The organism is Marmoricola sp. Leaf446 (genome assembly GCF_001424755.1).
In the GTDB taxonomy this organism is placed as follows: Bacteria; Actinomycetota; Actinomycetes; order Propionibacteriales; family Nocardioidaceae; genus Marmoricola.
Genome location: NZ_LMRF01000001.1, coordinates 332,965 through 359,241, shown reverse-complemented (window position 1 = coordinate 359,241; position 26,277 = coordinate 332,965). Strand labels below are relative to the sequence as shown.

The 26,277-nt window shown below is 71.3% G+C and carries 26 protein-coding genes and 3 tRNA genes; 5 read left to right on the top strand and 24 right to left on the bottom strand.

Annotated elements, in window-relative coordinates; genetic code table 11:
• Positions 1-3: 3 nt before the first annotated feature.
• The 17 genes from ASG49_RS01605 to ASG49_RS01525 form a co-directional block, all read right to left on the bottom strand.
• Complete coding sequence (locus ASG49_RS01605; RefSeq protein ID WP_056536209.1) at positions 4-1,278, bottom strand: MCE family protein; 1,275 nt, start codon at positions 1,276-1,278, stop codon at positions 4-6.
• Positions 1,275-2,858 carry an MCE family protein gene (locus tag ASG49_RS01600; protein ID WP_056536206.1) on the bottom strand — a complete coding sequence of 528 codons (1,584 nt, stop codon included), beginning with the start codon at positions 2,856-2,858 and terminating at the stop codon, positions 1,275-1,277. The genes ASG49_RS01605 and ASG49_RS01600 overlap by 4 nt, the downstream gene beginning before the upstream one ends.
• Complete coding sequence (locus ASG49_RS01595; protein WP_082533703.1) at positions 2,855-4,060, bottom strand: MCE family protein; 1,206 nt, start codon at positions 4,058-4,060, stop codon at positions 2,855-2,857. The genes ASG49_RS01600 and ASG49_RS01595 overlap by 4 nt, the downstream gene beginning before the upstream one ends.
• Positions 4,057-5,037: an MCE family protein gene (locus tag ASG49_RS01590; RefSeq protein WP_056536202.1), complete on the bottom strand. Its 981-nt coding sequence runs from the start codon at positions 5,035-5,037 to the stop codon at positions 4,057-4,059. Before ASG49_RS01590 ends, ASG49_RS01595 begins: the two co-directional genes overlap by 4 nt.
• Entirely contained in the window at positions 5,034-6,071 is a 1,038-nt protein-coding gene (locus ASG49_RS01585; RefSeq protein ID WP_056536199.1) for an MCE family protein, read from the bottom strand. Before ASG49_RS01585 ends, ASG49_RS01590 begins: the two co-directional genes overlap by 4 nt.
• Positions 6,068-7,393, bottom strand: a complete 1,326-nt coding sequence (locus ASG49_RS01580; protein ID WP_056536196.1) for an MCE family protein — start codon at positions 7,391-7,393, stop codon at positions 6,068-6,070. Before ASG49_RS01580 ends, ASG49_RS01585 begins: the two co-directional genes overlap by 4 nt.
• A 4-nt stretch (positions 7,394-7,397) precedes the next feature.
• Positions 7,398-8,225 (bottom strand): ABC transporter permease, encoded by an 828-nt coding sequence (locus tag ASG49_RS01575; protein ID WP_056536191.1) that lies wholly within the window; start codon positions 8,223-8,225, stop codon positions 7,398-7,400.
• A gap of 4 nt (positions 8,226-8,229) precedes the next feature.
• The gene (locus ASG49_RS01570; protein WP_056536188.1) at positions 8,230-9,015 is read right to left on the bottom strand and encodes an ABC transporter permease; all 786 of its coding nucleotides are present in this window, start codon (positions 9,013-9,015) and stop codon (positions 8,230-8,232) included.
• Between the two features lie 7 nt (positions 9,016-9,022).
• Positions 9,023-9,976, bottom strand: coding sequence for an ABC transporter ATP-binding protein (locus ASG49_RS01565; RefSeq protein ID WP_056536185.1), 954 nt, complete (start codon positions 9,974-9,976; stop codon positions 9,023-9,025).
• A gap of 351 nt (positions 9,977-10,327) precedes the next feature.
• Positions 10,328-10,717, bottom strand: a complete 390-nt coding sequence (rplL, locus tag ASG49_RS01560) for a 50S ribosomal protein L7/L12 (RefSeq protein WP_056536182.1) — start codon at positions 10,715-10,717, stop codon at positions 10,328-10,330.
• Between the two features lie 48 nt (positions 10,718-10,765).
• Entirely contained in the window at positions 10,766-11,431 is a 666-nt protein-coding gene (rplJ, locus tag ASG49_RS01555) for a 50S ribosomal protein L10 (protein WP_056536179.1), read from the bottom strand.
• A 306-nt stretch (positions 11,432-11,737) separates the two neighbouring features.
• Positions 11,738-12,574 carry a hypothetical protein gene (locus ASG49_RS01550; protein ID WP_056536175.1) on the bottom strand — a complete coding sequence of 279 codons (837 nt, stop codon included), beginning with the start codon at positions 12,572-12,574 and terminating at the stop codon, positions 11,738-11,740.
• A gap of 113 nt (positions 12,575-12,687) precedes the next feature.
• Positions 12,688-13,401 (bottom strand): 50S ribosomal protein L1, encoded by a 714-nt coding sequence (gene rplA, locus ASG49_RS01545; protein ID WP_056536172.1) that lies wholly within the window; start codon positions 13,399-13,401, stop codon positions 12,688-12,690.
• Positions 13,402-13,510: 109 nt separating this feature from the next.
• Positions 13,511-13,939: a 50S ribosomal protein L11 gene (gene rplK, locus ASG49_RS01540; RefSeq protein WP_056536169.1), complete on the bottom strand. Its 429-nt coding sequence runs from the start codon at positions 13,937-13,939 to the stop codon at positions 13,511-13,513.
• A 108-nt stretch (positions 13,940-14,047) separates the two neighbouring features.
• Positions 14,048-14,896 (bottom strand): transcription termination/antitermination protein NusG, encoded by an 849-nt coding sequence (gene nusG, locus ASG49_RS01535; protein ID WP_082533881.1) that lies wholly within the window; start codon positions 14,894-14,896, stop codon positions 14,048-14,050.
• 94 nt (positions 14,897-14,990) lie between these two features.
• Positions 14,991-15,218, bottom strand: a complete 228-nt coding sequence (gene secE / locus ASG49_RS01530; protein WP_162244487.1) for a preprotein translocase subunit SecE — start codon at positions 15,216-15,218, stop codon at positions 14,991-14,993.
• 68 nt (positions 15,219-15,286) lie between these two features.
• Positions 15,287-15,359: transfer RNA gene (locus ASG49_RS01525), tRNA-Trp, on the bottom strand.
• Between the two features lie 162 nt (positions 15,360-15,521).
• Between ASG49_RS01525 and ASG49_RS01520 the strand changes: the two genes are divergently transcribed.
• The 3 genes from ASG49_RS01520 (at position 15,522) to ASG49_RS19025 (ending at position 18,545) form a co-directional block, all read left to right on the top strand.
• Positions 15,522-16,823, top strand: coding sequence for an aminotransferase class I/II-fold pyridoxal phosphate-dependent enzyme (locus tag ASG49_RS01520; protein WP_056536162.1), 1,302 nt, complete (start codon positions 15,522-15,524; stop codon positions 16,821-16,823).
• 113 nt (positions 16,824-16,936) lie between these two features.
• Entirely contained in the window at positions 16,937-17,890 is a 954-nt protein-coding gene (locus tag ASG49_RS01515; protein WP_235561857.1) for an adenosine deaminase, read from the top strand.
• Between the two features lie 4 nt (positions 17,891-17,894).
• A complete protein-coding gene (locus tag ASG49_RS19025; protein ID WP_200936175.1) occupies positions 17,895-18,545 on the top strand; it encodes a DUF4190 domain-containing protein in 651 nt (216 codons plus the stop codon).
• A 15-nt stretch (positions 18,546-18,560) separates the two neighbouring features.
• Here ASG49_RS19025 and ASG49_RS01505 read toward each other — a convergent pair whose 3' ends face one another.
• The 4 genes from ASG49_RS01505 to ASG49_RS01490 form a co-directional block, all read right to left on the bottom strand.
• Positions 18,561-19,619: a UDP-N-acetylmuramate dehydrogenase gene (locus tag ASG49_RS01505; protein ID WP_056536158.1), complete on the bottom strand. Its 1,059-nt coding sequence runs from the start codon at positions 19,617-19,619 to the stop codon at positions 18,561-18,563.
• Between the two features lie 118 nt (positions 19,620-19,737).
• Positions 19,738-19,908: a 50S ribosomal protein L33 gene (gene rpmG, locus ASG49_RS01500; protein WP_056536155.1), complete on the bottom strand. Its 171-nt coding sequence runs from the start codon at positions 19,906-19,908 to the stop codon at positions 19,738-19,740.
• A gap of 44 nt (positions 19,909-19,952) precedes the next feature.
• Positions 19,953-20,026: transfer RNA gene (locus tag ASG49_RS01495), tRNA-Met, on the bottom strand.
• A 35-nt stretch (positions 20,027-20,061) separates the two neighbouring features.
• A tRNA-Thr gene (locus ASG49_RS01490) sits at positions 20,062-20,134 on the bottom strand.
• A 113-nt stretch (positions 20,135-20,247) separates the two neighbouring features.
• Between ASG49_RS01490 and ASG49_RS01485 the strand changes: the two genes are divergently transcribed.
• A complete protein-coding gene (locus tag ASG49_RS01485) occupies positions 20,248-20,973 on the top strand; it encodes a 2-phosphosulfolactate phosphatase (RefSeq protein WP_056536152.1) in 726 nt (241 codons plus the stop codon).
• Positions 20,974-20,979: 6 nt separating this feature from the next.
• Here ASG49_RS01485 and ASG49_RS01480 read toward each other — a convergent pair whose 3' ends face one another.
• On the bottom strand, positions 20,980-22,416 hold the full coding sequence (locus tag ASG49_RS01480; protein WP_056536149.1) for an amidase: 1,437 nt from the start codon (positions 22,414-22,416) through the stop codon (positions 20,980-20,982).
• A 154-nt stretch (positions 22,417-22,570) separates the two neighbouring features.
• On the opposite strand from ASG49_RS01480, the gene ASG49_RS01475 reads away from it, so the two are divergent.
• Positions 22,571-24,346 (top strand): MDR family MFS transporter, encoded by a 1,776-nt coding sequence (locus ASG49_RS01475; protein ID WP_235561856.1) that lies wholly within the window; start codon positions 22,571-22,573, stop codon positions 24,344-24,346.
• A 343-nt stretch (positions 24,347-24,689) separates the two neighbouring features.
• Here the strand turns inward: ASG49_RS01475 and ASG49_RS01470 are convergent, their stop codons facing one another.
• Positions 24,690-25,259: a DNA-3-methyladenine glycosylase I gene (locus tag ASG49_RS01470; protein WP_056539535.1), complete on the bottom strand. Its 570-nt coding sequence runs from the start codon at positions 25,257-25,259 to the stop codon at positions 24,690-24,692.
• 89 nt (positions 25,260-25,348) lie between these two features.
• On the bottom strand, positions 25,349-26,251 hold the full coding sequence (locus ASG49_RS01465; protein WP_200936174.1) for a homocysteine S-methyltransferase family protein: 903 nt from the start codon (positions 26,249-26,251) through the stop codon (positions 25,349-25,351).
• Between the last annotated feature and the right edge of the window lie 26 nt (positions 26,252-26,277).

The window sequence follows — 26,277 nt, the reverse complement described above, 5'->3', positions numbered from 1 at the left end:
CGTCTACTCCTGGTCGTCGGGCAGTGCCGGCTGGAGCAGCGTCCACTTCCACGAGTCGTCGCCGAAGAGCTTGGCCGCTCCCCCGTCGTACGCGACCTGGCCCTGGGCCGGGTCGGACCAGCTCACGTCGCCGGTCCCGGCATCGTACGTCGCCACCGGTGAGCGGTAGGCGGTGCCGGTGCGGTTGCTCGGGGTCTTCTCGGCGCCGCGCAGGTTGGTGCCGCTCTCGCGGCAACCGACGTCCTCGGGCAGCGGCCGGTCGTCGCGGTCCTGCGGCGAACGCTTGGGCAGGTAGCCGGCGCTGCAGGTCGGGCTCTGCTGCTGCAGCACGAGACCGAAGCGCGCGTTGTAGAACTTGCCCTTCTTCTCGGCCACGGTGTAGCCGCCCGCGACGACGTAGGGGTAGATGATCAGCACCTGACGGATGCCGTCGAGGTGCTTGACCACGACCTCGTTGGTGGTCACCAGCTGGCTGATCAGCTCACCGAGGTTGACCTGGTTGCGCTCGAGGAAGGTGCGCAGCTCGTTGGCGGTCGCGGACCCCTCGTCGATCAGCCGGCGCAGGTCGCGGTCGGAGTCGGCGAGGGTCCCGGTGAACAGGGAGAGGTCGCGGGAGAAGCCGCGGATGGCCGACTCCTTGTCGACCTGGGTCTGCAGCAGCACCCGCGAGTCGCGGATCAGCTTCTGGGTGGTCTCGAAGTTGGCGTTGGCCGTGTCGATGAACGACGTGGAGGTGTCGATGATGCGGGCGAGGTCGGGACCGGCGCCCTTGAAGGCCGCGCCCGACTCCGCGACGACCGTGCGCAGGTCGGACTGCGGGACCGACTGCACGAAGTTGTCGAGGTTGGTGAGGATCTCGGTCGTGGAGACCGGCACTGAGGTCTTGTCGGCCGCGATCTCCGACTTCTCCTTCAGGTAGGGCTTCTGGTCGCTCTGGGGCTGCAGCTCGACGTACTGCTCACCCACGGCCGACTTGTTGCCGACCAGGGCCAGGCTGTCGGCGGGGATGTCGTCGTGGTCCTTCTCGATCGACAGGACGACGTCGACCCCGGCGTCGGTGAGCTTGAGCTCCTGGACCCGTCCGACCTGGACACCGCGGTAGGTCACCTCGGCGTCGGTGAAGATGCCGCCGGACTCCTTGAAGTGCGCGGTGACGCTGTAGGAGGAGTCGTAGAACAACCGGTCGAGGCGGGCGTAGCGCGCGCCGACGTAGGTCACCCCGACCACGGTGATGACCAGGAAGATGAGCAGCTGTCGTTTCGTGCGTGCGGTGATCATCGCTGCGTCGCCACCCCTTGCAGCAGGAGCGTCCCGACCCCGGGGTCGAACCCGTGACGGGCCAGCCCGAAGGGGTCGATCTGCTTGTCGTCGTCGATCCGGAACGCCGCGTTGGGAGCCGCGCGTCCGGCGGGGCCGGTCAGCCCACCCAGGATCCCGCCGCCGGAGCCGGACCCGGACGACGCCCCGGGGAGCTGCTTGGTGATCTCACCGAGGGTGCCGTCAAGGAGCCGGCGCAGCTCGCCGCTGCTGAGGATTCCCGCAGCGTCCAAGATCTGCGCGTCCTTGATGACCTCGGCGATCGCGTCGTTGATCTGCCCGGCCGTCAGCAAGTCGCAGGTGCCCTCCACGCCGTCCAGCAGCGCCTGCAGGCGCTTGCGGAGCTCGTCGCGCACCGCGTCCACAGCGTCGCCGACCTCGTCCTGCGGCAGCCTGGCTACGGGGATGCCCGACAGCAGCTTGCGGATCTGCCCGGTAGTTCCCGCGCTGCTCAGCGCTTCGTCGATGCGCTTGGCGTTCTCCTTGGCTGCGGCGGCGACCTCGGCCGCCGTGTCGCAGACCGCACCGAGGTCGAGGTCCGGAAGCAGGTCGAGGTCGAGGTCGAGGTTGACCTCGAGGTTGGTGTAGTCGCCCATGCGCAGCCGGTTGGCCACGACGGGGCTGCGACCGACGGCCTCGTCGATGAAGGGGTAGGTGAGGAAGACCTGGAACGACTTCGGCAGGTTCTCCCCCGCCGCGGCCAGGTTGTCCAGCACCGGTCCGAGGTCGCGCAGGGTGTTGATCGTGGACTCCTTGGACGCGCGGATGACCCGGACGCCGACGTCGGAGAGGCGGTTGAGGGCCTTGAGCAGCTTGACCAGGTCGTCGCGCTGGCGGTTCAGCGAGCGAAGCGCGCCGGGGATGTCGTCGAGGGCGTTCTCGATGGTGCCGCTCTGCTCGCGCGCCGCAGCGGCGAGCCGGTTGGTGTTCTCGATCGCCGCGACGATGTCGGCGCGGCGCTCGTCGAGCTGGCCGGTGAAGGAGCGCAGCTGGGTCAGCACCGAGCGGACCTCGTCCTCGCGCCCCTCGAAGGTGTTGTTCAGCTCCGAGACGATCGTCTTCAGCTGACCCACGCCGCCGCCGTTGAGCAGCAGCGCGAGGGCGCTGAAGACCTCCTCGATCTCCGGGTTGCGACCGGTGCGGTCCAGGCCGATGACGTCGCCGTCGGAGAGCCGGGCGTCGCTGGGCTCCTCCGGCGGCGCGAGGGAGACGAACTTCTCGCCGAGCAGGCTGGTCTGCCGGATCTGGGCCCGGGCGTTGTCGGGCAGCGCGACGTCCTCGGGCAGGCGGAGCGTCACCTCGGCGACGTAGCCCTTGAGCTTGACCGCGGTGACCTTGCCGACCGAGACGTCGTCGATCTTCACCGTCGACTGCGGCACCAGGTCGAGCACGTCGCGGAACCGGGCGGTGACCTCGATCGGCTTGTCGCCGGTGTCGGGTCCGCCCGGCAGCGGGGCGTCGTAGACCGAGCACCCGGAGAGGAGCAGTCCGCCGGCCACCAGGCCGGTCACCAGCTGCGTGAGCGTGCGTGGGGTCCTCATCGCTGCACCTCCACGAGTCCGCCGAGGCTGCGGTCGACCGGTTCGATGATCCGCGGCGCCGTCGAGGGATCGCCCTCGAAGGGCGTCGCACGGGGAGCCGCGGCACTGGTGGCGGCCGCGCCGGTCGCCGGCTCGAGCACGCCCTTGAGCGCGTCGCACGCCTGCTTCTGCGCGTCTCCCCCACCGATGAGGGCACAGATCGCCGTGGCCGGCTGGGTGGAGAGCAGGTCGAAGATCTCGCCCACGTTGTCGCGCACGTCGAGGGTCCCGGTGTCGGTGTTGCCGGCCAGGAAGAGGTTGTTGAGCGCACCCGGGGCGTACTGCAACGTCTCGTCGAGCGCTGCCCGACGCTTGACCAACGTCTTGGTGATGCGGTTGAGACCGGCGATGTTGCGCGAGAGCGCGCCCTTGTTCTCGCGGATGAAGGTCCGCACCTCGGCCATCGCGATGCCCAGGCTCTTCAGCACCGCGGCCAGCTCCTGCCGCTCGTCGGCCAGCAGGTTGGCCCCGCCCGCGAGCGAGTCGTTGAACTGACGCACGGTCTGGTCGTTGGCCGCGAGCGTGCTGGTGAAGTCCTGCACCTGCGCGAGCGAGCCGAACAGCTCGTCCTTGTTGTCCGAGAGCGTCTGGGTGAGCTCGCCGACGTTCTTCAGGGTCTTGTTGAACTCCACGCCCTGGCCGCCGAGGTTGCGGGCGGTCGAGTCGAGCAGCCGCGTGAGCGGGCCCACGCCGTTGTCGCGCGGCCGGTTGGACTGCTCGGGGCCCAGGGCCACGGTCAGGTCGTTGATGCTCGAGAAGATCTCGTCGAGCTCCAGCGGGGTGGCGGTCCGGTCCAGCCCCAGCTTGGCGTCGTCGGGCAGCTGGTCGCCGCCGGTGTAGGCCGGGGTGAGCTGCACGTAGCGGTCGCCGACGATCGACGGCGCGACCACGACGGCCTTCGCGTCGGCGGGCAGCTTGTACTTCGCGTCGTACTGCAGCTTCACCCGCACGGCCTCGCCGACCGGCGTGACCTTCTCGACCTTGCCCACGGGCACGCCGAGGATGCGGACGTCGGAGCCCTCGTAGAGGGACACCGTGCGCGGGAAGTCGGCGGTGACGGTGCGCTTGTCCGAGCCGGGCCAGAACAGCGCCAGCGCTGCGGCCACCAGGGCCACGACCAGGATCACCGCGATGATCGGGTTGAGCTTGCCCAGGGTCTTCATCCGTTGCCTCCCGTCGGCAGCGCCGGCGCCGGCGGCAGGTTGGCGATGAACGTGTCGAACCAGGGACCGTTGCCCAGCACGTTGGCGAAGACGCGGTAGAAGGGCGCCAGCAGCCGCAGCGACTCGTCGAGGTTGTTCTGGTTCTTGATCAGCACGTTGACCACGCCCTGCAGGTTGTCCAGGGCCGGCTTGAGGTCGGCGCGGGTCTGGCGGACCAGCGTGGTGAGCTCGCGTGCCAGCCGGTCGGTCGAGACGAGCAGGGTGTGCACCGCCTCGCGTCGCGCCACGAGGGCCCGCAGCAGGATGTCGCTGTTCTTCATCAGCTCGACGATGTCCTCGTCACGCTTCGCGAGCGTGCCGGAGACCGTGTCGAGGTTCTGGAGCAGCTCGCCGATCTGCTGGTTGCGGCTCGCGACCGTCTCGGAGAGGCGGGACAGCCCGCGCAGCGTGCCCTGGAACCCCTCGGGAGTGTCCTGGGTGAGGTCGGCCAGCACGTCGAAGGACTGGCCGAGCTGGTCGACGTCGATCTTCGCGGCCTTGTCGGCCAGGCCCTCGAAGGCCGAGACCACGTCGAAGGCCGACTGGGTCCGGCTGCGCGGGATGGTCGCGTCCTCCTGGAGCTGGCCCTCGCCCTCGGGCAGCAGCGCGAGGTACATGTCGCCCAGCAGCGTCTTGACCTTGATCTGGGCCTTGGTCTGGGTGCCGAACTTCGACGGCGTGTCGACCTTGAAGCTGACCTGGACCTCGTCCCCGGCCAGCTCGACCGAGTCGACCTTGCCGACGCGGACCCCGGCGATGCGGACCTCGTCGTTGGCCTTGAGCCCGCTGGCCTCGGAGAAGGCGGCCTTGTAGGAGTTGCCGCCACCGATGAGCGGCAGGTCGCCCGCACGGAACGCGGCCAGCATCAGCGCAGCCAGGACCGCGATGCTGATGGCACCGATGATGACGGGGTTTCTCTCCCGGAACGGAACACTCATCCGAGGTCGCACCTCTCGTCCTTGCCGACGACGCTGGTGTCGTACTTGATGTTGAGCCCCAGGCCGGTGACGTTGGCGTTGAACGTGCACAGGTAGAAGTTGAAGAACGACCCGTTGACCGCCGTGCGGCCGATCTTGCGGAGCTTGATCGGCAGCACCTGCAGTGCCCGGTCGATCTCCGCGCGGTCCTTGTTGAGGTTGCCGGCCGTCTTGCGCAGGCCCTTGACGTCGCGGACCAGCGACGGCCGGATGCCGACGGCCAGGTCGGAGGTCTCGTTGGCGAGCACCGAGACCGAGTCGAGCGAGCCGAGGATGGCCTCGCGGTCCTGCACCAGGCCGGCCATGAGGGTCTGGAAGTCGGTGATCAACCGGTTGAGCTCGCGGTCGCGGCCGGCGAGCGTGGCCAGCACCGAGTTGAGGTTGTCGATCACCTCACCGATGACCTGGTCGCGGTCGGCCAGGGTGTTGGTCAGCGAGGCCGTGCTCTGCAGCAGCGCAGTCAGGTTGCCGCCCTCGCCCTGGAAGACCGAGATGACCTCGGCGGAGAGCTTGTTGATGTCGGAGGGCGAGAGCGCGGCGAAGAGCGGCTTGAAGCCGTTGAACAGCACGGTCAGGTCCAGGGCCGGCTCGGTGCGGTCCATCGGGATGGTGGCGTCCTCGCGCAGCGGGTCGAGCTCGCCGACCCCCTGGGTCAGCGCGATGTAGCGCTGGCCGACGAGGTTGCGGTAGCGGATGCGGGCGGTCGAGGACTGCGTCACGGTGGAGCTCTTGGCGACGCTGAAGGTCACCTGCGCCCGCTCGCGGTCGACGACCTTGACCTCCTTGACGCTCCCGACCTTGACCCCGGCGATGCGGATGTCGTCGCCCTTCACCACGCCCGTGGCGTCGGAGAAGATCGCCTTGTAGTTGCGGCTGGACTCGAAGGTGAAGTTGCCGATCAGCACGACCAGCACCCCGGTCGCGAGCGAGGTGACCAGGATGAAGGCCATCAGCTTGACGAGGTCGCCGCTGGTCTTCTTGTCGAGGATGCTCATCGCACGCTCACCTCCGTGCCCGAGAACGCCGGGGCGAACAGCAGCGTCGAGACGTCGGACATCTCGTCGACCGGGACGCCCAGCGAGGGAGCCAGGAGCGAGTTGACCAGCGCCTTCTGCGACGGCGTGCCCGACGGCCCGACGCTCATCCGCGACCGGGCGGGCTGCCCGATCGTGCCTGCGGCGCCGGACGCGTCCGCGCCGGCGGCGAACCCGGGGGTGGTGCGCTGTCCACCCTTGTTGATGCCGTTCACCCCGTCGTCGAGGTTGGGGAACTTGGGATAGGGGATGGGCGGGTTGGGCAGGCCGGCGCAGTTGGGCGCGTTGGAGGCGCCGTAGACCGGGGTGTCGCCCTGGGTGTAGCCCCGCGGCTGCTTGGGCAGCAGCTTGAGGTCGATGTGGAAGATGAAGCCGCGGAACGTCGAGGCGAGGCGGGGAACCTGCTTGACCAGGCCCTCGAGCATGCACGGGAAGGTCGAGGAGTAGCGCGCCAGCAGGGCCACGATCGGCTCGCTGAGCTGGCTGAGCCGGATCAGGTTGTTGCCGTTGTCGTTGAGGAACCCGGTCGTGGTGTCGGAGAACGACGTCAGGTCGACCAGGAACGCGTTCAGCTTCTCCTCCTTCGTCACCAGGGTGTTGCCGGTCTTGGTGGTGTTGCGCAGGGTGTCGGCCAGCTGCGGGAAGACGTCGGCGTAGGTGTCGGTCACGCTGGCCAGCAGCCGCAGGTCGTCGAGCAGCGCCGGGAGCTCGGGGTTCATCCGCTTCAGGTAGCCGTCGAGGGTCACCAGGCCCTCACCGAGCTTCTCGCCGCGACCCTCGAGGGCCTCGGCCAGTGCGTTGAGGGTGTAGTTGAGCTCGGCCGGCTGCACCGCGCGCAACAGCGGGTAGAGGTCGTTGAGGACCTTCTCCACCTCGACCGGGAGCTCGGTCTGCTTGATCGCGTCGCCGGCCTGCAGGGGCTGGGAGGACGGCTGATCCGGCACGGTGAGGTCGACGTACTTCTCGCCGAACAGGGTCTTGGGCAGGATCGCCGCGCTGACGTTGCGCGGGATCTGTCCGATCGAGTCGGGCTTGATGCCGAGCTCGAGCTCGGCGCCGTCGCCCTCGGACTCCGCGCTCATCACCTGCCCCACGATGACGCCGCGGATCTTGACGTCGGCCTTCTCGGGCAGGTTGAGCCCGGCGTTGCTGGTCGTCAGCGCGACCCGGTCGAAGTCGGTGAACTTCTGCCCGAAGATCGCGCTCACGAGCCACACGGCCAGCACCAGCGAACCGATGAAGACGATGCCGAGGAACCGGTGGTTCATCAAGAACTTGCTCATGCCCTCACCCGGCCAGTCTCACGGTGGTGGCGGATCCCCAGATCGCCATGGACAGGAACAGGTCGATCACGTTGACCGCGACGATCGAGGTGCGGACCGCACGTCCCACCGCGACGCCCACGCCGGCGGGGCCGCCGCCGGCGGTGTAGCCGTGGTAGCAGTGGATGAGGATCACCACGACCGAGAACACCAGCACCTTGCCGAAGGACCACAGCACGTCGCCCGGCGGCAGGAACAGGTTGAAGTAGTGGTCGTAGGTGCCCGCGCTCTGCCCGTAGAACAGGGTCACCGTCAGCCGGGTCGCGAGGTAGGACGACATCAGGCCCACGACGTAGAGCGGGATGATCGCGACGAGGCCGGCGACGATGCGGGTGGTGACGAGGAACGGCATCGAGGGGATCGCCATCACCTCGAGGGCGTCGACCTCCTCGGAGATCCGCATGGCGCCGAGCTGCGCGGTGAAGCCGCAGCCGACGGTCGCCGCCAGGGCGATGCCTGCCACCAGCGGCGCGATCTCACGGGTGTTGAAGTAGGCCGACACGAAGCCGGCGAACGGTGCGGTGCCGATCTGGTCGAGGGCGGCGTAGCCCGAGAGGCCGACCTGCGCACCGGTGAAGAAGGTCATCGCCAGGATGACCCCGACGGTGCCGCCGATGACGGCGAGCGCACCGGAGCCCAGGGTGACCTCGGCCAGCAGCCGCAGGATCTCCTTGGGGTAGCGCTTGACCGAGCGCGGCGTGACCGCGAGGGCGCGCAGGTAGAAGGCGAGCTCCTCGCCCATCCTGTCGACGGCCCCCAGCGGCCTGCCGGCGACGTCCTTGACGTTGACCATCTGCTCAGCCCGTCTTCGGTGGGACGATCTGGAGGTAGATCGCGCTGACGACGAAGTTCACGATGAACAGCAGCACGAAGGTGATGACCACCGACTCGTTCACCGCGTCGCCCACGCCCTTGGGCCCACCGCCTGCGTTGACGCCCTTGTAGGCGGCCACCACGGCCGCGAGCAGCCCGAAGATCAGCGCCTTCACCAGACCGACCCACAGGTCGGGGAGCTGCGCGAGCGCGGTGAAGCTGGCGAGGTAGGCACCGGGGGTGCCTCCCTGGAGACCGACGTTGAAGACGTAGCCGCCGGCCACGCCGACGACGCTCACCATGCCGTTGAGGAAGACCGCGACCATCATGCAGGCTAGGACGCGTGGGACGACGAGCCGTTGGATCGGGTCGATGCCCAGCACCATCATGGCGTCGAGCTCCTCGCGGATCTTGCGGGCGCCCAGGTCGGCGGCGATCGCGCTGCCGCCGGCACCGGCGATCAGCAGGGCGGTGCCGATCGGCGCTGCCTGCTGGACCACGGCGAGGACGGAGGCCGATCCCGTGAACGACTGCGCACCGAACTGCTTGATCAGCCCGCCGACCTGGAGCGCGATGACCGCGCCGAAGGGGATGGCGACCAGCGCGGTCGGCACGATCGTGACCGAGGCCAGGAACCAGGCCTGCTGGATGAACTCGCGCGTCTGGAACGGACGCCGGAACAGCTGCCGGAAGGTGTCGAGGGCGAAGGCGAACAGCTTGCCCGAGGCCCCGATCGGCTTCAGGACCTTGCTCGCGGTGAGTGAGGCCATCCGTGCCTCAGCTGCCCGTCGTCATCGTCATGTTCTCCTCGAACGACCCGGGCGGGGGCTCGACGCCGTTCTCCTTGCACCACGCACCGGGGTCGCGCTGGCTGCGCCGCGGCTGGCCGTTGCTGGGCTCGAGCTGCATCGGGATGGGCGGCAGCGGCGGGAGGTCCATGTCCTTCTCGGCCTCGAGCTCGTCGGCGTCCTTCTCCTCCGACATGCCGATGGGGCCGACCACCTGCGCGTTGAGGAACTGCCGGACCACCGGCTCCTCCGAGGACAGCAGCATCTCGCGGGGACCGAACATGGCCAGGTGCTTGTGGTAGAGCAGGCCGATGTTGTCCGGGACGGTGCGGGCGGTGTTGATGTCGTGCGTGACGATGAGGAACGTCGCGTCGATCTGGGCGTTGAGGTCGACGATGAGCTGGTTGAGGAACGAGGTGCGCACGGGGTCCAGGCCGGAGTCCGGCTCGTCGAAGAGCACGATCTCGGGGTCGAGCACGAGGGCGCGGGCCAGGCCGGCGCGCTTGCGCATGCCGCCGGAGATCTCGCCGGGCAGCTTGTCCTCGGTGCCGAGCAGTCCGGTGAGGTCGAGCTTCTCCATGACGATGTCGCGGATCTCGGACTCGGACTTCTTGGTGTGCTCGCGCAGCGGGAAGGCGATGTTGTCGTAGAGGTTCATCGACCCGAACATCGCGCCGTCCTGGAACAGCACGCCGAAGAGCTTGCGGATCTCGTAGAGGTCCTTCTCGGGGCACGAGGCGATGTCGACGCCCTCGATCACCACGCTGCCCCGGTCGGGCTTGAGCAGGCCGATGATGGTCTTCAGGAGCACGGACTTGCCGGTGCCGGAGGGACCGAGCATCACGCAGATCTCGCCCGCGGGCACGGTCAGGGTGACGTCGCCCCAGATCAGCTGGTTGCCGAAGCTCTTCGTCAGATCCTTGATCTCGATCTCGACACCCATGCGGTCTCCCTCTCCCTTTCTCGTCTGGTGCGGCCCCTGCGACGGTGATCCGTCGCCGCGACACGCGTACGCGACGTGCAGCCCCCCTGCTTCGCGTACCAACGAGTAGCCCGGGGCTAAGTTACGGCAGCATTGCGGGGACGTCTTGCGGATGGACCACTCGTCTCAAAACAAAACGGACGATCCGGTGACCATGTGTACACCGACGGGGCCGGCTGCGCACCCCGTCGATCGCCCGGTCCCCCGGGAGACGACGAACACCCCGGACCATGACGGTCCGGGGTGCATCGATCGCGAGGCGATCGTCGTGGTGCGGGGTCCCGGTCGGCCCTGGGGCCGACCGGGACGGTCTCACTTGAGGGAGACCGAGGCGCCGGCGCCCTCGAGGGACTCCTTCGCCTTCTCGGCGGTCTCCTTGTTGACCTTCTCGAGGACGGCCTTGGGGGCGGACTCGACGAGGTCCTTGGCCTCCTTCAGGCCCAGGCTCGTGAGCGCACGCACCTCCTTGATGACGTTGATCTTCTTCTCGCCGGCACCCTCGAGGATGACGTCGAACTCGTCCTGCTCCTCGACGGCCTCGGCAGCGCCGGCACCGGCGCCGGCGCCGGGGGCGGCCGCGACGACGGGGGCGGCGGCGGTGACGCCGAAGGTGTCCTCGAACTGCTTCACGAACTCGCTGAGCTCCAGGAGGGTCATCTCCTTGAAAGCGTCGAGCAGCTCGTCGGTGCTGAGCTTCGCCATGGTGGCGTTCCTTTCAGTGGTGCCCGCGGGTTGCCGCGGGCGGGGATGTCAGGCCTCGGTGCTCTCGGTGGCCTCGGTGCTGTCCTCGGAGGCGGGCGCCTCGTCGGCTGCAGCAGGCTCGGCCGCGGGGGCCTCCTCCGCTGCGGTGTCCTCGGCCGGGGCGGCCGGCGTACCGGCCCCACCCTTGAGGATCGTGGGGTCCTCCTCGGCCTTCGCCTGCAGGGCACCGGCGAGCCGGGCCACCTGCGCGACGGGGGCGTTGAGGAGGTAGACGGCCTGGCTCAGGCTGGCGAGCATGGCGCCCGCCATCTTGCCCAGCAGGACCTCGCGGGACTCCAGATCGGCCAGCTTGGCGATCTCGGAGGCCTCCATCGAGGCACCGTCGACGTAACCACCCTTGATGACGAGGGCGGGGTTGGCCTTGGCAAAGTCACGCAGACCCTTGGCTGCCTCGACCACGTCACCGCTGATGAAGGCGATGGCGGTCGGGCCGGTGAGCAGGGAGTCGACACCGTCGACGCCCGCCTCCGTGGCAGCGATCTTGGTCAGCGTGTTCTTGACCACGGCGTAGTGGGCGTTCTCGCCGAGAACTCGCCGCAGGTCCTGCAGCTGCTTCACGGTGAGCCCGCGGTACTCGGTCAGTACAGCGCCCGTGGAGTCGTTGAACGCGTCGACGATCTCCGCGACGGCTGCTGCCTTGTCTGGCCGCGCCATGGGTCTCCTTCCAACGTCGGTGCACTGGTGTGTGCAGGGAGCCGGACGGATTGACCGGCGTCCCGCAACCGGGACCGACGAGGAGGGCTACATGCAAGACGCCCCGTGCAGGTGCACAGGGCGTACGTCGCGGGATTCCGCGAGCCACTCGGTGTCACCTGCGCAGGTCGCCCGCGGTGCGGGCCCTTCGGACCACTCCGAGGAGTGGCCGACCGACGGTCTTCGGCTACGACGCAGAACGATAGACGCACCACGGCCCGCGACCAAATCGGTCGCGGGCCGGGAGCCGGACGAGCCGGGTGCGGGTCAGCCGCCGAGCCCGGGGGCCTTGGTCGTGGTCTCCGACGCGGGCGGCGCCTCGATGTCGACCGGGTCGCCGAAGCCGCTGTAGGTGATCGTGCTGGCGGTCTTCTGCCCACCCACGGTCAGCTCGGAGACCTGCTTGCGCACCAGGTCGTCGGCGTCGACCCACATGTCGAACTCGACGTTCTCCGGGAGCAGCTGGGTGATCTGCGGGTTGTCGCCGAGCGTCTCGGCGAAGGCCTCGCGCGGGAGCACGACGTGGTACTTCGTCGTCTCGACCCCCCCGACCTCCTCGGTGCCCTCGTCGGTCACCGCGGAGGCCTTGTTCATGACCTGGAGCAGCTTGGCCGGGTCGCTGTTGCCGCCGAGCGACCCCACCAGCGCACCCAGACCGTCCTTGGCCTGGGGGTCGACCTTGAGCCACTTCTCGCCGCTGATCTGGGCCGACTTGATGTAGAAGAGGCCGTCGAGGACGATCGCCTCCACCGTGCCGGCACCCTGCACCTCCTGGGTGACCCTGGAGGCGACCTGGTCGCCACTGATGTCGGCCTCGCCCGAGCCCTTGCTGGAGGCGGTACCGGTCTGGGTGATCTCGAACGACAGGGTGCCCGCGTCCTTGAAGGCCGCGTAGATGCGGTCACCGAAGTCGCCCTTGGTCAGCGGCGCGGCGGCCTCGGCGCCCTCGCTGCTCCCGCTGTCCTCGGAGCCGGAGCTGCTCGAGCTGCTCGACCCGGAGGACGACCCACCGGAGGAGGACCCTTCCTCCGAGCCGCACCCGGTGAGGACGACGAGGCTGACGACGGGCACGACGGCGAGACGGACGAGGGACGTACGACGCATGGGGCACCTTCCGAGGACGGGGCGGTCGACGAGGGTGGAGAAACGACCGAGGCGGCCATCCTGTCAGGACGGCCGCCTCGGCGGGGTGCTACGGGTGAGGTGACGGGTCCTCGTCAGGCCTCGTCCTCGGAGGCGACGTTGCGCGTCCGGTTGGGGTCGACCTGCACGCCCGGGCCCATGGTCGTGGAGACCGTGACCTTGCGGATGTAGCGGCCCTTGGAGCTGGCGGGCTTGAGCCGCAGCACCTCCTCGAGCGCCGCGGCGTAGTTCTCGGCCAGCTGGGCCTCGGAGAACGACGCCTTGCCGATGATGAAGTGCAGGTTGGCGTGGCGGTCGACGCGGAACTCGATCTTGCCGCCCTTGATGTCCGTCACGGCCTTCGCGACGTCGGGCGTCACGGTGCCGGTCTTGGGGTTGGGCATGAGGCCGCGGGGGCCGAGCACGCGGCCGAGGCGGCCGACCTTGCCCATCATGTCGGGGGTCGCGACGACGGCGTCGAAGTCGAGCCAGCCGCCGTTGACCTTCTCGATCAGCTCGTCGCCGCCGACGACGTCGGCGCCGGCCTCACGGGCGGCCTCGGCCTTGTCACCGTTGGCGAACACGAGGACCTTGGCGGTCTTGCCGGTGCCGTGCGGCAGGTTGACGGTGCCGCGGACCATCTGATCGGCCTTGCGGGGGTCGACGCCGAGGCGCATGGCCACGTCGAGGGTCTCGTCGAACTTCTTCTTGGCGCCGCCCTTGGCGATCTTGATGGCGGTCAGCGGGGCGTGGAGCTCGTCCTGGTCGAACGTCTCCGCCACCGCGCGGTAGGTCTTGCTGCGCTGCATGGTTGTTCCTCTGTTTCTCGGAAGGTGTGGTCGCGATGAGCCAGCGCGGCTCTGCCACGGTGGTGCCGGCGTCGTCGGGGTCGTGCCCCGGGGTGCGCCGGCGGGTCGGTCACTCGGTGACGATGCCCATCGAGCGGGCGGTGCCCTCGACGATCTTGACGGCGGCGTCGAGGTCGTTGGCGTTGAGGTCGGGGAGCTTGGTCGTCGCGATCTCGCGGACCTGGTCCTTCGACAGCTTGCCGACCTTGTCCTTCTGCGGGACGCCCGAGCCCTTGGCGACGCCGGCGGCCTTCTTGATGAGCTCCGCGGCCGGCGGGGTCTTGGTGATGAAGGTGAACGAGCGGTCCTCGTAGATGGTGATCTCGACGGGGATCACGTTGCCGCGCATGGCCTCGGTCTGGGCGTTGTAGGCCTTGCAGAACTCCATGATGTTCACGCCGTGGGGACCGAGGGCGGTACCGACGGGCGGGGCCGGGGTCGCGGCGCCGGCGTTGAGCTGCACCTTGACCAGGGCAGCGATCTTCTTCTTGGGGGGCATTGCTCTCTTCTCTCTCTACGTGGTCATGACGGGGCCGACGGCCCCTGCCACAGGTGTGTTTCGTGCCGTCCCGGCTGGCGCCGGACCGGCTTCAGGCGGTCCGGTCGCTCAGACGCGCTGGATCTGGGTGAAGCTCAGCTCGACCGGGGTCTCCCGGCCGAAGATCTCGACCAGCGCCTTGACGCGCTGCGCCTCGGCGTTGATCTCGGTGATGGTCGCGTGCAGCGTGGCGAACGGGCCGTCGACGACCATGACGGAGTCGGAGACGTCGAAGTCGGCCACGGCCACCTGCTGGCGCGGGGCGCTGGTGCTCGAGCCGCCGCCGCTGCTGGACTCGGCCGGCGCGGCGGCCGCCGCCTGCGCGGCGATGGCCGGGGCGAGCATGTTCTCGACCTCCTGCAGGCTCAGCGGCACCGGCTGGTGGCTGTGCCCGACGAAGCCGGTCACCGAGGGCGTGTGGCGTACGGCGGCCCACGACTCGTCGGTGAGGTCCATCCGGACCAGGACGTAGCCGGGGAGGACGGTGCGCTTGACCATCTTGCGCTGGCCGTTCTTGATCTCGGCCACCTCCTCGGTCGGCACGACGACCTCGTGGATGTAGAACTCCATGTTGAGCGAGGTGATGCGGTTCTCCAGGTTGGCCTTCACCCGGTTCTCCATGCCGGAGTAGGTGTGGACGACGAACCAGTCGCCCTCCTTCTCCCGCAGCGCCTGACGGAACTCCTCGAGCGGGTCGGCCGGGGCGGCGTCGACGTCGGGCAGCTCGGTGGCCTCGTCGACCTCGCCGGCCTCGTCCACGGGCGAGTCGGGGTCGACGACCTCCTCCTCGGCCGGGGAGACGACCTCGGTGGTCTGCCCGGTCTCGGGGTCGGTCAGGACGGCCTCCTCGGTCGCCTCGACCGGCTCGGCACCGGTCGAGCCGGCCTCGGTGGGCTGCTCGTCTTCACGCTGCGACACGATCACTCCGTCATCTGGGTCAGGGTCCTGCTCACTGTGGTCCTCGGCTGCCCGGCCTCCCGGGCGGGCTGCTGGTCGGGCGCCCTCGGCGGGGCTAGCCGCCGAACAGGGCGAAGACCGCCTTGCCGAACGCGACGTCGAGCAGGGAGACGTACGCGATCATCACGAGCACGAAGACCAGGACCACCAGGAAGTAGGTCACCAGCTGCTGCTGGGTGGGCCACACCACCTTGCGGAGCTCGGCGACCACCTGGCGGTAGAACGTGAGCGGGCCGGTGCGCTCGCGAGAGTCCTTCTCCGAGCGGACTGCCTTCTCCGTCACGTGCTTCCTCATTCCGGTCGCCGACCTGGTCTGCGTTGGGGATCCCCCGAGGCTTCCGAGGGGTCTCGCAGGGCACGAGGGACTTGAACCCCCAACCTTCGGTTTTGGAGACCGATGCTCTGCCAGTTGAGCTAGTGCCCTACGGCGATCTCCGGGCATGGTTAAACCATGGGCCGGAATCACCAGTCACGGAGTCTACGGGGGCGGCCCGGACAAGTCGAACCGGTGGCCGCCGGGGGTGGTCCGGGCGCCGGCGCGCGAGCAGGAGGTGGCGTCGCGCACCGGCTCTGGGAGCATGGTGGCGTGACCGCGCAGACCGAGCAGCCCCGCCCCCTCGCCCAGCGTCCCGCCGAGGAGGTCGACGCCTTCCTCGCCACCGCGCAGGAGTCGTACGACGCCCTCCGCTCCGCCGGCCTCACCCTCGACCTCACCCGGGGCAAGCCGGCCCCGGCGCAGCTCGACCTGTCCGCCCGGCTGCTGGACCTGCCCGACGGCCACACCTCCCGCGACGGCGTCGACACCCGCAACTACGGCGGCCTGGAGGGCCTGCCCGAGCTGCGCGAGATGTTCGCCGAGCTGCTGGGCCTGGAGCCCGGGCAGCTCGTCGCGGGCGGCAACGCCAGCCTGGTGATGATGCGCGAGGTGCTCGTCGACCTGCTGCTGCACGGCGGTGTCGACTCCGAGCGCCCGTGGGCCCAGGAGGAGAAGATCACCTTCATCTGCCCCGTGCCCGGCTACGACCGTCACTTCACGCTGCTGGAGTGGCTGGGCATCGGGACCGTCACCGTGGAGATGCACGAGGACGGCCCCGACGTCGAGGAGGTGGCCCGGCTGGCGGCCGCCGACCCGAGCATCAAGGGGATGTGGCTGGTCCCGACGTACGCCAACCCGACCGGGTCGGTGGTGACGCAGGAGGTCGCCGAGCGGCTGGCCTCGATGCCGACCGCGGCGCCCGACTTCAAGATCTTCTGGGACAACGCCTACGCCCTGCACCACCTCACCACCGCCGAGGCCAAGAGCGCCGACATCGTCTCCCTCGCCTCGGCCGCGGGGCACCCGCACCGACCGGTCGTGTTCGCCTCGACCTCCAAGATCACCTTCGCCGGCGCCGGCGTGGCCTTCCTCGGCGGCTCGGTGGAGACGGTCCGCTGGTACCTCGCCCACCTCGGCAAGGGCTCGATCGGCCCCGACAAGGTCAACCACCTGCGCCACGTGCAGTTCTTCGGCTCCGCCCAGGGCGTGCGGGACCACATGGCCCGCCACCGCGAGATCATCGCGCCCAAGTTCGCCGAGGTCGACCGCGTGCTCGAGGAGCAGCTCGGCGGGCTCGAGGTCGCGTCCTGGACCCGCCCCAGCGGCGGCTACTTCGTCAGCCTCGACGTGATGGACGGCACCGCCAGCCGGGTGATCGCGCTGGCCAAGGAGGCCGGTGTCGCGCTCACCCCGGCGGGGTCGGCCTTCCCCGGCAGCCACGACCCGCGCGACCGCAACATCCGCCTGGCGCCGACCTTCCCGCAGCCGGCCGACGTCACCGCGGCGATGGAGGCGGTCGCGACCTGCGTCCGGCTCGCCGCCGCCGAGAAGCTCGTCGCCGACCGAGCCTAGGGCGTCGGGTGGCGCACCGCGGTGACCACGACGAGGGCGGAGCCCGAGAGCCCGCCCTGAGGAAGCTGGAACAGCTTCCGAAGGCCCATCTCCATCTGCACTTCACCGGCTCGATGCGGCACGCGACGCTGCTCGAGCTGGCCGAGCGCGACGGGCTGCACCTGCCCGACGCCCTGGTCGAGGACTGGCCCCCGCGGCTCTCCGCGGCCGACGAGAAGGGCTGGTTCCGCTTCCAGCGGCTCTACGACGTGGCGCGGTCGGTGCTGCGCACCGAGGACGACGTGCGCCGCCTGGTCCGCGAGGCCGCCGAGGACGACGCGCGCGACGGCGGGGTGTGGCTGGAGATCCAGGTGGACCCCAGCGGGTACGCCGCCCGCTTCGGCGGGATCACCGCCTTCACCGACCTCGTCCTCGACGCCGTGGCGACCGCCTCCCGCGACGTCGGCATCGGCATGGCGGTGGTGATCGCGGCCAACCGCACCCGGCACCCGCTCGACGCGCGCACCCTGGCCCGGCTGGCGGCGCAGTACGCCGGGCAGGGGGTGGTGGGCTTCGGGCTGTCCAACGACGAGCGCCGGGGACGCACCGAGGACTTCGCGCCGGCGTTCACCATCGCCGAGCGGGCCGGCCTGCTGCTGGTCCCCCACGGGGGCGAGCTGCTGGGCGCCCCGTCGGCACGGACCTGCCTGGACGCCCTGCACGCCGACCGGCTCGGCCACGGCGTCCGCTCGGTGGAGGACCCCCGGCTGCTGGAGCGGATCGTGGAGCGGGGCGTGGCCCTGGAGGTCTGCCCGGTCTCCAACGTCGCCCTGGGCGTCTACAGCGACCCCACCTCGGTGCCGCTGCCCGAGCTGTTGGCGGCCGGGGCCACGGTCGCCCTCGGGGCCGACGACCCGCTGCTGTTCGGCTCCCGGCTGGCCGGGCAGTACGCCTCGATGCGCGCCGCCCACGAGCTCACCGACGCCCAGCTCGCCGAGCTGGCCCGCGGCTCGGTGCGGGCCAGCGCCGCGTCGGAGGCGCAGAAGTCGGGTTGGCTGGGCCAGATCGACGCCTGGCTGGGAGGATGACCCCATGAGCAGCAGCTATCCCGGGGAGGAGCCGCGCCGCGAGGAGCGGCCCGACGACGCGGCCCAGGACGTCGAGCACACCCAGCCCTACGGCTACCGGCCCACCGAGGAGTCCGGGCAGCGGCCCGTCGACCAGTGGGGGGCGGCCCCGCAGCAGTCCTACGACCAGCCGTCGTCCGGCCAGCAGTACGGCCAGCAGTACGGGCAGCAGGCGTCGTACGGGCAGCAGCCCTACGGCCAGGACCAGCAGGGCGGCTACGGGCAGCCGGCGTACGGGCAGCCGGCGTACGGCACCCCGGCGCCGGGCTACGGCGGCCACGGCCCCGGGTCGCCGTACGGCACGACCGCGCCCAACCACGGGCAGGCCACCACCGCCATGGTGCTGGGCATCGTCGGTCTCGCCAGCATCCCGATCCTGTGCGGCGTGGGCCTCGTCGTCTCGCCGTTCGCGTGGGTGATCGGCCGCAGCAGCCTGCGCGCCATCCGCGCCTCGGGAGGTCGCTACGGCGGCGAGGGACAGGCCAAGGCGGGATACATCATGGGCGTGATCGGCACGGTGCTGCTCGTGCTCGGCCTCGTGGCGCTCGTGGCGTTCGTCGTGCTCGCGGTCAACGCGGGCGAGACCAGCTCGACCTACGAGTACGGCGACGTCTGACCCCGGTCGTCCTGGTCAGAGCTCGCAGCCGACCAGCACCGGCTCGTTGACCAGCGTGATGCCGAACCGGTCGCGCACGCCGTCGCGCACCTCGCGCGCCAGCGCCAGGAGGTCGGCCGTGGTGGCGCCGCCACGGTTGGTCAGCGCGAGCGTGTGCCGGCTGGAGAGCCGCGCCAGCTCGTTGCCGTGACCCTTGTGGAAGCCCGCGTGCTCGATCAGCCAGGCCGCGCTGGTCTTGACCCGGGAGCCGTCCGCGGGCCACGACGGGGCGCCCTCGGGCAGGAGGCCGGGGTCGACCATCGGGTTGGTGAAGAACGACCCCGTGCTCCAGGTGTCGTGGTCGGCGGCGTCGAGCACCATCGCCTTGCCGCGCCGCAGCGCCAGCACGGCCTCGCGGACCTGCGCCGAGGGCGCGCGGCGGCCGGGCTCGACGTCGAGGGCGCGGGCCAGCTCGGCGTACTGCACGGGCGAGCCGTGGTCGCCCAGCCCGAGCTGGAAGGTCACCGCCAGCACCACGAACCGGCCCGGGTCGGCCTTGAACCGCGAGGTGCGGTAGCCGAACCCGCAGTCGGCGGCGGCGAAGGTGCGCACCGCGCCCCGCTGCCGGTCCCAGGTGCGGACCCGCGCGACGGTCTGGCTGACCTCCTGGCCGTAGGCGCCGACGTTCTGGATCGGGGTGGCGCCGGTGGTGCCGGGGATGCCGGAGAGGGCCTCGAGCCCGATCCAGCGACGCTCCACCGCGGTGGCGACGAGGTCGTCCCACGGCTCGCCCGCGGCGACCTCGACGAAGGCGCCACCGCACAGGTCGGCCTCGGCCGCCACGCCGCGGGTGCGGACGAGCACCACGCGACCGGCGTACCCCTCGTCGGCCACGACGAGGTTGCTGCCGCCGCCGACGACGAGCACGGGCGTGCCCTGCTCGTCGGCCTCACGGACCGCGTCGACCAGCTCGACCTCGGTCGTGGCCACGACGAGCTCGGCCGCCGGGCCGCCTAGACGCACCGTCGTCAGGTCGGCCAGCCGGGGCGCCGCGGGGGCGCCGCCGGGCTCTCGGGTGGGTTCGGTCACGGTCATCGCTCGCAAGGCTAGTGCGGTCCGGGGGCGGCGTGGTGCCGGGAACGCAGCAAGCGGCCCCGGCGAGGCCGGGGCCGCTTGCGACGTGAGGCTCGGAGGAGCCCGTCGAGCCTGGGGCTCAGCGGGTCTCGCGGTGAGCGGTGTGGGTGCGGCAACGGGGGCAGAACTTCTTCAGCTCCATGCGGTCGGGATCGTTGCGGCGGTTCTTCTTGGTGATGTAGTTGCGTTCCTTGCAGTCCACGCACGCCAAGGTGATCTTGGGGCGGACGTCGGAGCTCTTGCTGGCCACGCGCGTGCCTTCTTCCCTGCTTGATGCTTCGGATGACGAGTGAGTAGCGGGGGCGGGACTCGATCCCGCGACCTCACGATTATGAGTCGTGCGCTCTAACCAGCTGAGCTACCCCGCCCCGGGCAACCACCGCGTCGACGCGGTCATTCCCAGAGCCCCTTTACGGAATCGAACCGTAGACCTTCTCCTTACCATGGAGACGCTCTGCCGACTGAGCTAAAGGGGCGCGACCTCTCGGGCCGACGAGCAGAATACACAGGCCCGGGGCGATAGATGAAATCGGGCCGGACCGGGCCCCGACAGGCCTGGTGGGAGCAGCACCGAGGGCGGGAGCCGAGCGTGACGAGGAGCGGTCGGACGACCCTGGCGTGGGGGGTGGGCGGGGCCGCGCACGCGGCCGCCGCGGGTGTCGGGACGGCCGTCGTCGTCGACGTGCTGAGCTTCAGCACCACCGTCACCGTGGCCGCCGACCTCGGCGTGGAGGTGCTCCCCCACGCGTGGACGTCGTCCGCAGCGGCGTACGCCCTGGCGCACGGTGCGACGCTGGCCCGCGGACGTCACCAGGCCGGCCCCGGCGAGGTCAGCCTGTCGCCGGTGAGCCTGCGCCTGGCCGCCGGCCTGCACCGGCTGGTGCTGCCCTCCCCCAACGGGTCGACCATCTGTGCGGCCCTGGCCGAGGAGGAGGTCGAGGTGGCCGTCGGGTGCCTGCGCAACGCCGCCGCGGCAGGACGCTGGCTGGCCGCGTCCGGGGGCCCCGCGGTCGTCGTGGCCGCGGGCGAGCGCTGGGCCGACGGCAGCCTGCGACCGGCGCTGGAGGACCTGCTCGGGGCCGGGGCGGTGCTGGTCGCCGCCGCGGCGGCGGGGGCGGTCCTCGACGCGGACGCCCGCGCGGCGGTGGCGGCGTACGACGAGGCGCGGGACGACCTGGCCGCGCGGGTGCGGGGCTGCGCCAGCGGGCTGGAGCTGAGCGGCTCGGGGTTCGGCGCCGACGTCGAGGTGGCGCTCGAGCTGGACGCGTCGCCGCACGTGCCGGTGCTCGAGGCCGAGGGGTTCCTCCCGGCCTAACGCCGGTCAGTCCTGGATGCGGCCGAACGGACGGGCGGCCTCGAGCTCGTAGGCCACCTCCAGCAGCCGCCGGTCGCGGCCCCGCGGCGCGGAGAGCTGCACCCCGATCGGCAGCCCGGCGGCCGAGGTCGCGAGCGGCAGCGACACGGCCGGGTCGCCGGTGACGTTCTGCACCGGGGTGAAGGCCACCCACTCGAGCAGCCGCTCCAGCACCGTGTCGTAGGGCTGCGACGGGCTCAGCCAGCCCAGCTCGGGCGTGGTGCCGGCCACGGTCGGGCACAGCAGCAGGTCGTGGCGGGCGAACAGGCGCGCGGTGTGACGGTGCGAGCGCTGCAGGCGTACGACGGCCGGGGGCACCCGCCACAGCCGGGACCGTCCCCGGGCGGCCAGCCCCCGGGTGAGGACGTCGTTGCGGGACCGGTCGTAGCCGCGGCCCCAGGTGCGTCGACCGCCCGTGCTGATGGCCAGGGCCAGGAAGGCCCAGTAGTCGAGGAAGTCCTCGGCCAGCGACGCCGGGGCCGGCACCGAGGCCCGCTCGACGTGGTGGCCCAGCGACTCCAGCAGCCGCCCGACGTCCTCGGTGGCGGCGACCACCTCCGGCGCGACCGGTCCGCCGCCGACGGACTCGGTCACCAGCGCGACGCGCAACCGCTTGCGACCCGGCCGCGTGACGTCGCCCACGGGCGGCAGGCCCGGGTCGTGGTAGGCCCGCTCGGCCTCGCGCAGGAAGGCCGCGGTGTCGCGCACGCTGCGGCTGAGGACGCCGTCGGCGACGATCCTCACCGGCATGTCGCGGTTCATCCGGTCCGAGGGCACCCGTCCCCGGGTGGGCTTGAGGCCCACCAGGCCGTTGACGGCGGCCGGGATCCTGATCGACCCGCCACCGTCGTTGGCGTGCGCGAGCGGCACCGCGCCGCCCGCGACGAAGGCCGCGGACCCCGACGACGACGCCCCCGCGGTGTGGCCGGTGTGCCACGGCGAGCGCACCGGGGGCTCCCCGACCGGCTCGGCGCTGGCCGACAGGCCGTACTCCGAGAGCCGGGTCTTGCCGAGCACGCCCAGCCCGAGCAGCCCGAAGACCCGCGCCACGTCGCCGTCGGCCGCGGCCGGCCGCGCCTCGAAGGCCCGGGTGCCGTGCTGGGTGGGCAGGCCCTGCACGTCGCTGTTGTCCTTGACGTACGACGGGACGCCGGCGAAGAACCCGGGGTGCTCCTCGACCGCCTCGGCCTCCGCGGCGTCGAACCGCTCGGCGGCCAGGCCGGCCACCGCCTCGTCGAGCCGCCGCGTGCGCGCGACCGCCGCCCGCACCAGCTCGGCGCGCGAGACCCGCCGCGCCCGGAGCTCCTCGACCAGCCCGACGGCGTCGTGCTCGCCCAGGGCGTCGTCGCCGAACGCGTGGACGCGGGTCGGACCGGGCGCAGCACCGGCGGGCGACGACGACATGCCCCGGAGCCTAGGCCGTCGCCCGGTTCGCACGCCGGTCCTTGCGCGACGCAACTAGCCTGGGTGGGGCCGTTCTCCCCGGGCGGTCACGACCGGCGCCGCCCGCACCCGTCCCCGTCGTCCTCCCGTCCTCGTCCCGCGCAGGAGCCCGCCCGTGACCGCCACCTCGCCCCGCGCCGCCGACACCGCGCCCGACGCCCCCGAGGAGCACGGCGACTACACCCACGCCCAGATCCTCACCATCCTGTCGGGGCTGCTGCTGGGCATGTTCCTGGCCGCGCTGGACCAGTCGATCGTCAGCACGTCCATCCGCACCATCGCCGACGACCTGCAGGGACTGTCCGCCCAGGCATGGGTCACCACGGCGTACCTCATCACCTCGACGATCACGACGCCGATCTACGGCAAGCTCGGCGACCTCTACGGCCGCAAGAAGCTGTTCCTGTTCGCGATCACGCTGTTCATCATCGGCTCGGCGGCCTGCTCGTTCGCCACCTCGATGTGGAACCTCGCCGCGCTGCGGGCGGTCCAGGGGCTCGGCGCCGGCGGGCTGTTCACGCTCGTGCTCGCCATCATCGGCGACATCGTCAGCCCCCGGGAGCGGGCGAAGTACACCGGCTACTTCATGGCCGTGTTCGCCACCTCGAGCGTGCTCGGGCCGGTCGCGGGCGGCCTGTTCGCCGGGCAGGACACCATCTTCGGCGTCACCGGCTGGCGCTGGGTGTTCCTCATCAACGTGCCGATCGGGATAGCGGCGCTGTTCGTCGTCACCCGCAACCTGCACCTGCACCACGTGCGCCGCGAGGCCCGCATCGACTGGAGGGGCGCCACCTCGCTGGTCGTCGCGCTGGTGCCGCTGCTCACCGTCGCCGAGCAGGGTCGCGAGTGGGGCTGGACCTCCGGGCGCTCGCTGGCGGCGTACGCCGTGGGGCTGGTCGGCATCGCCGCCTTCCTGCTCGCCGAGCGACGGATGGGCGACGACGCCCTGATCCCGCTGCGGATCTTCAGGCTGCGCGCCGCCGCGGTCGTGATCGGTGCGAGCGTCATCGTGGGCGCTGCGATGTTCGGCGCGATCACGGTGCTGCCGCAGTACATGCAGATCGTCCACGGCGCCTCCCCCACCGAGGCCGGCCTGATGATGCTGCCGATGGTGCTGGGCATGATGAGCGCCGGCATCGTGACCGGGCAGATCACCTCCCGCACCGGCGCGATCCGGATCTTCCCGATCGTCGGCTCCGGCATGGCGGGCCTGGCGATGATCGCGCTGTCGTTCGTCTCCGCCGACACCAGCCTGCTGTGGGTGATGGGCGGGATGGTCTTCCTCGGCCTGGGCCTGGGCCAGTGCATGCAGCCGCTGACGATCATCGTCCAGAACGCCGTGCCGCCGCGCGAGATCGGCGTCGCCACGAGCTCGGCCACCTTCTTCCGTCAGCTCGGCGGCACGCTCGGCGTCGCGATCTTCCTCTCGCTGCTGTTCAGCACGCTCGGCGAGAACATCCAGAAGGCCTTCCGCGCCGCCGGTCCCGAGCTGGAGCGCGCCGCCTCCGACGGCCGCATCCCGCAGGGCCGGGTCGACGAGCAGGTGCTCTCCGCCCTGCAGGACCCCTCGCAGGGCAGCGGCGTCTTCGGGCAGGTGCAGGACGACTCCTCGATCATCGGCCGGATGAGCGACCTCGTCGCCCACCCCTTCCAGGTCGGGTTCGCCGACTCGATGAGCCTCGTCCTGCTCGGCGGCGGCGTCGTGATGCTGCTCGCCTTCGCGATCCTCACCCTGCTCCCCGCCGTCGAGCTGCGCAGCACCTCGGCCAGTGCCGCCGCCCGGGCGGAGAACCGGGCGGACAACGCCCCCGCCGCGGGTGGTTCCCACCGGGCCGACACCCCCGTCGACGGTGCGTCCGGTCCGGGTGGCGGGCGGCACGTGGCCGGGTAGGCCGGGGGCAGTTTCACCGGCCAGCCGGTGAAACTGCCCGTCGGATCGGACATCCCGGGCGTCGGAGGGCAGGAAAGGCCGACCGGGTGCCCGGTTCGTCCGGTTGCGGGTCACGTGGCCCGGCGTACGACGAGGTGGGGGTCGAGTGCCACACCAGGGTCGTACGACGGGTCGTTCCGCGACGCTGGTGTGGCAGTCGTGCTGATTCACCGGACGTCCGGTGAATCAGCACCTCGGTGTCAGACCAGCGTCGTGACAGCACCCTCCTGACGACCGGGACCTGACATCGACACGACCATCCCCGTCGTACGCCGCCCGCCCCGGCCGCCGCCGGGCACCGGGCTCAGCGGGCGCAGCCGCGCCGGTGGCAGCCGAGGAGGTGGGTGTCGACGAGGCCGGTCGCCTCCATGAGGGCGTGCATGGTGGTGGGGCCGACGAAGCCGAAGCCGCGGCGGCGCAGCTCCTTCGAGAGCGCGACCGACTCCGGGGAGGTCGTGGGCACCTCGGCCGGCGCGCGCGGCTCGGGGTCGGAGGCGGGGGCGAAGCCCGCGACCAGCGCCACCAGGCCCTCCGCCTCGCGCAGCGCCAGGGTCGCCCGGGCGTTGCGCAGCGTGGCCTCGACCTTGGCGCGGTTGCGCACGATGCCGGTGTCGGTGAGCAGGCGCTCGACGTCGTCGGGGCCCATCGCGGCGACCGCGTCGGGGTCGAAGCCGTGGAAGACCTCGCGGAAGCGCTCGCGCTTGTCCAGGATGGTGCGCCAGGAGAGACCCGCCTGGAAGCCCTCGAGCGACAGCCGCTCGAACAGGCCGCGCTCGTCGGTGACCGGCAGCCCCCACTCGGTGTCGTGGTAGTCGCGCATGGTGCCGGGCGTGCCGGCCCACGGGCAGCGGCGTACGCCGTCCTCCCCCGGCACCGAGCCGTCGGGGCCGGAGGAGTCCGAGGGGCCGGAGGGGCCCGAGGGGTCCGAGGGGTCCGAGGGGTCCGAGGGGTCCGGGCCGGAGCTCACCGCAGGGCGTCGGCCATGGCGGCCAGGTGGGCCGGGGTGGAGCCGCAGCAGGCCCCGACGAGGTCGATGCCGGCGTCGCGCAGCGCGACGGCGTGGGCGGCCATGTCGTCGGGGGTGGCGTCGTACTCGAAGTGGTCGCCGACGACCTGCGGCAGCCCGGCGTTGGACTGCGCGACGAGCAGCAGCCCGTCGGGACGCACCGCGACCATCGCCGCGGCGATCGCTGCCATCTCCTCGGGGCCGCGGCCGCAGTTGGCGCCGACGGCGTCCGCGCCGGCGGCGGCCAGGCGGCGCACGGCCTCGGCGGGGTCCAGGCCCATCATCGTGTGCAGGTTGGTGTCGAAGCTGAACGTCACGACGACGGGCAGCTCGGGCGCGACCTCGCGCGCCGCGGCCAGCGCGGCCTCGGCCTCGGCGGCGTCGCTCATCGTCTCGACCAGCACCAGGTCGATGCCACCGGCCACCAGGCCGCGCAGCTGCTGGGCGAACAGCTCCTGCACCTCCGCGGGCTCGAGGGTGCCGAGCGGGGCCATCAGCTCGCCGGTGGGGCCGACGTCGCCGGCCACGAGCGCGCCGACGCGGTCGGCCTCCTTGCGCGCCAGCCGGGCGCCGGCCTCGTTGACCTCGTGGACGCGGTCGCCGAGGCCGTGCATCTCCAGGCGCGGCCGGGTGCCGCCGAAGGTGTTGGTGGTCAGCACGCGGGCGCCGGCCTCGGCGTAGGCCCGGTGGGCGTCGCGGACGGCGTCGGGGCGGTCGAGGTTCCACAGCTCGCCCGAGCCACCGTCGTCCAGCCCCATGTCCTGGAGCAGGGTGCCCATGCCCCCGTCGACGAGCACGACGCCCGAGGCGGCGAGGTCGGACAGCGAGCGGGACGGGGACGGGGTCGCGGCAGTGGTCACCTGCCCGAGCCTAGGTCGCCCGCGGG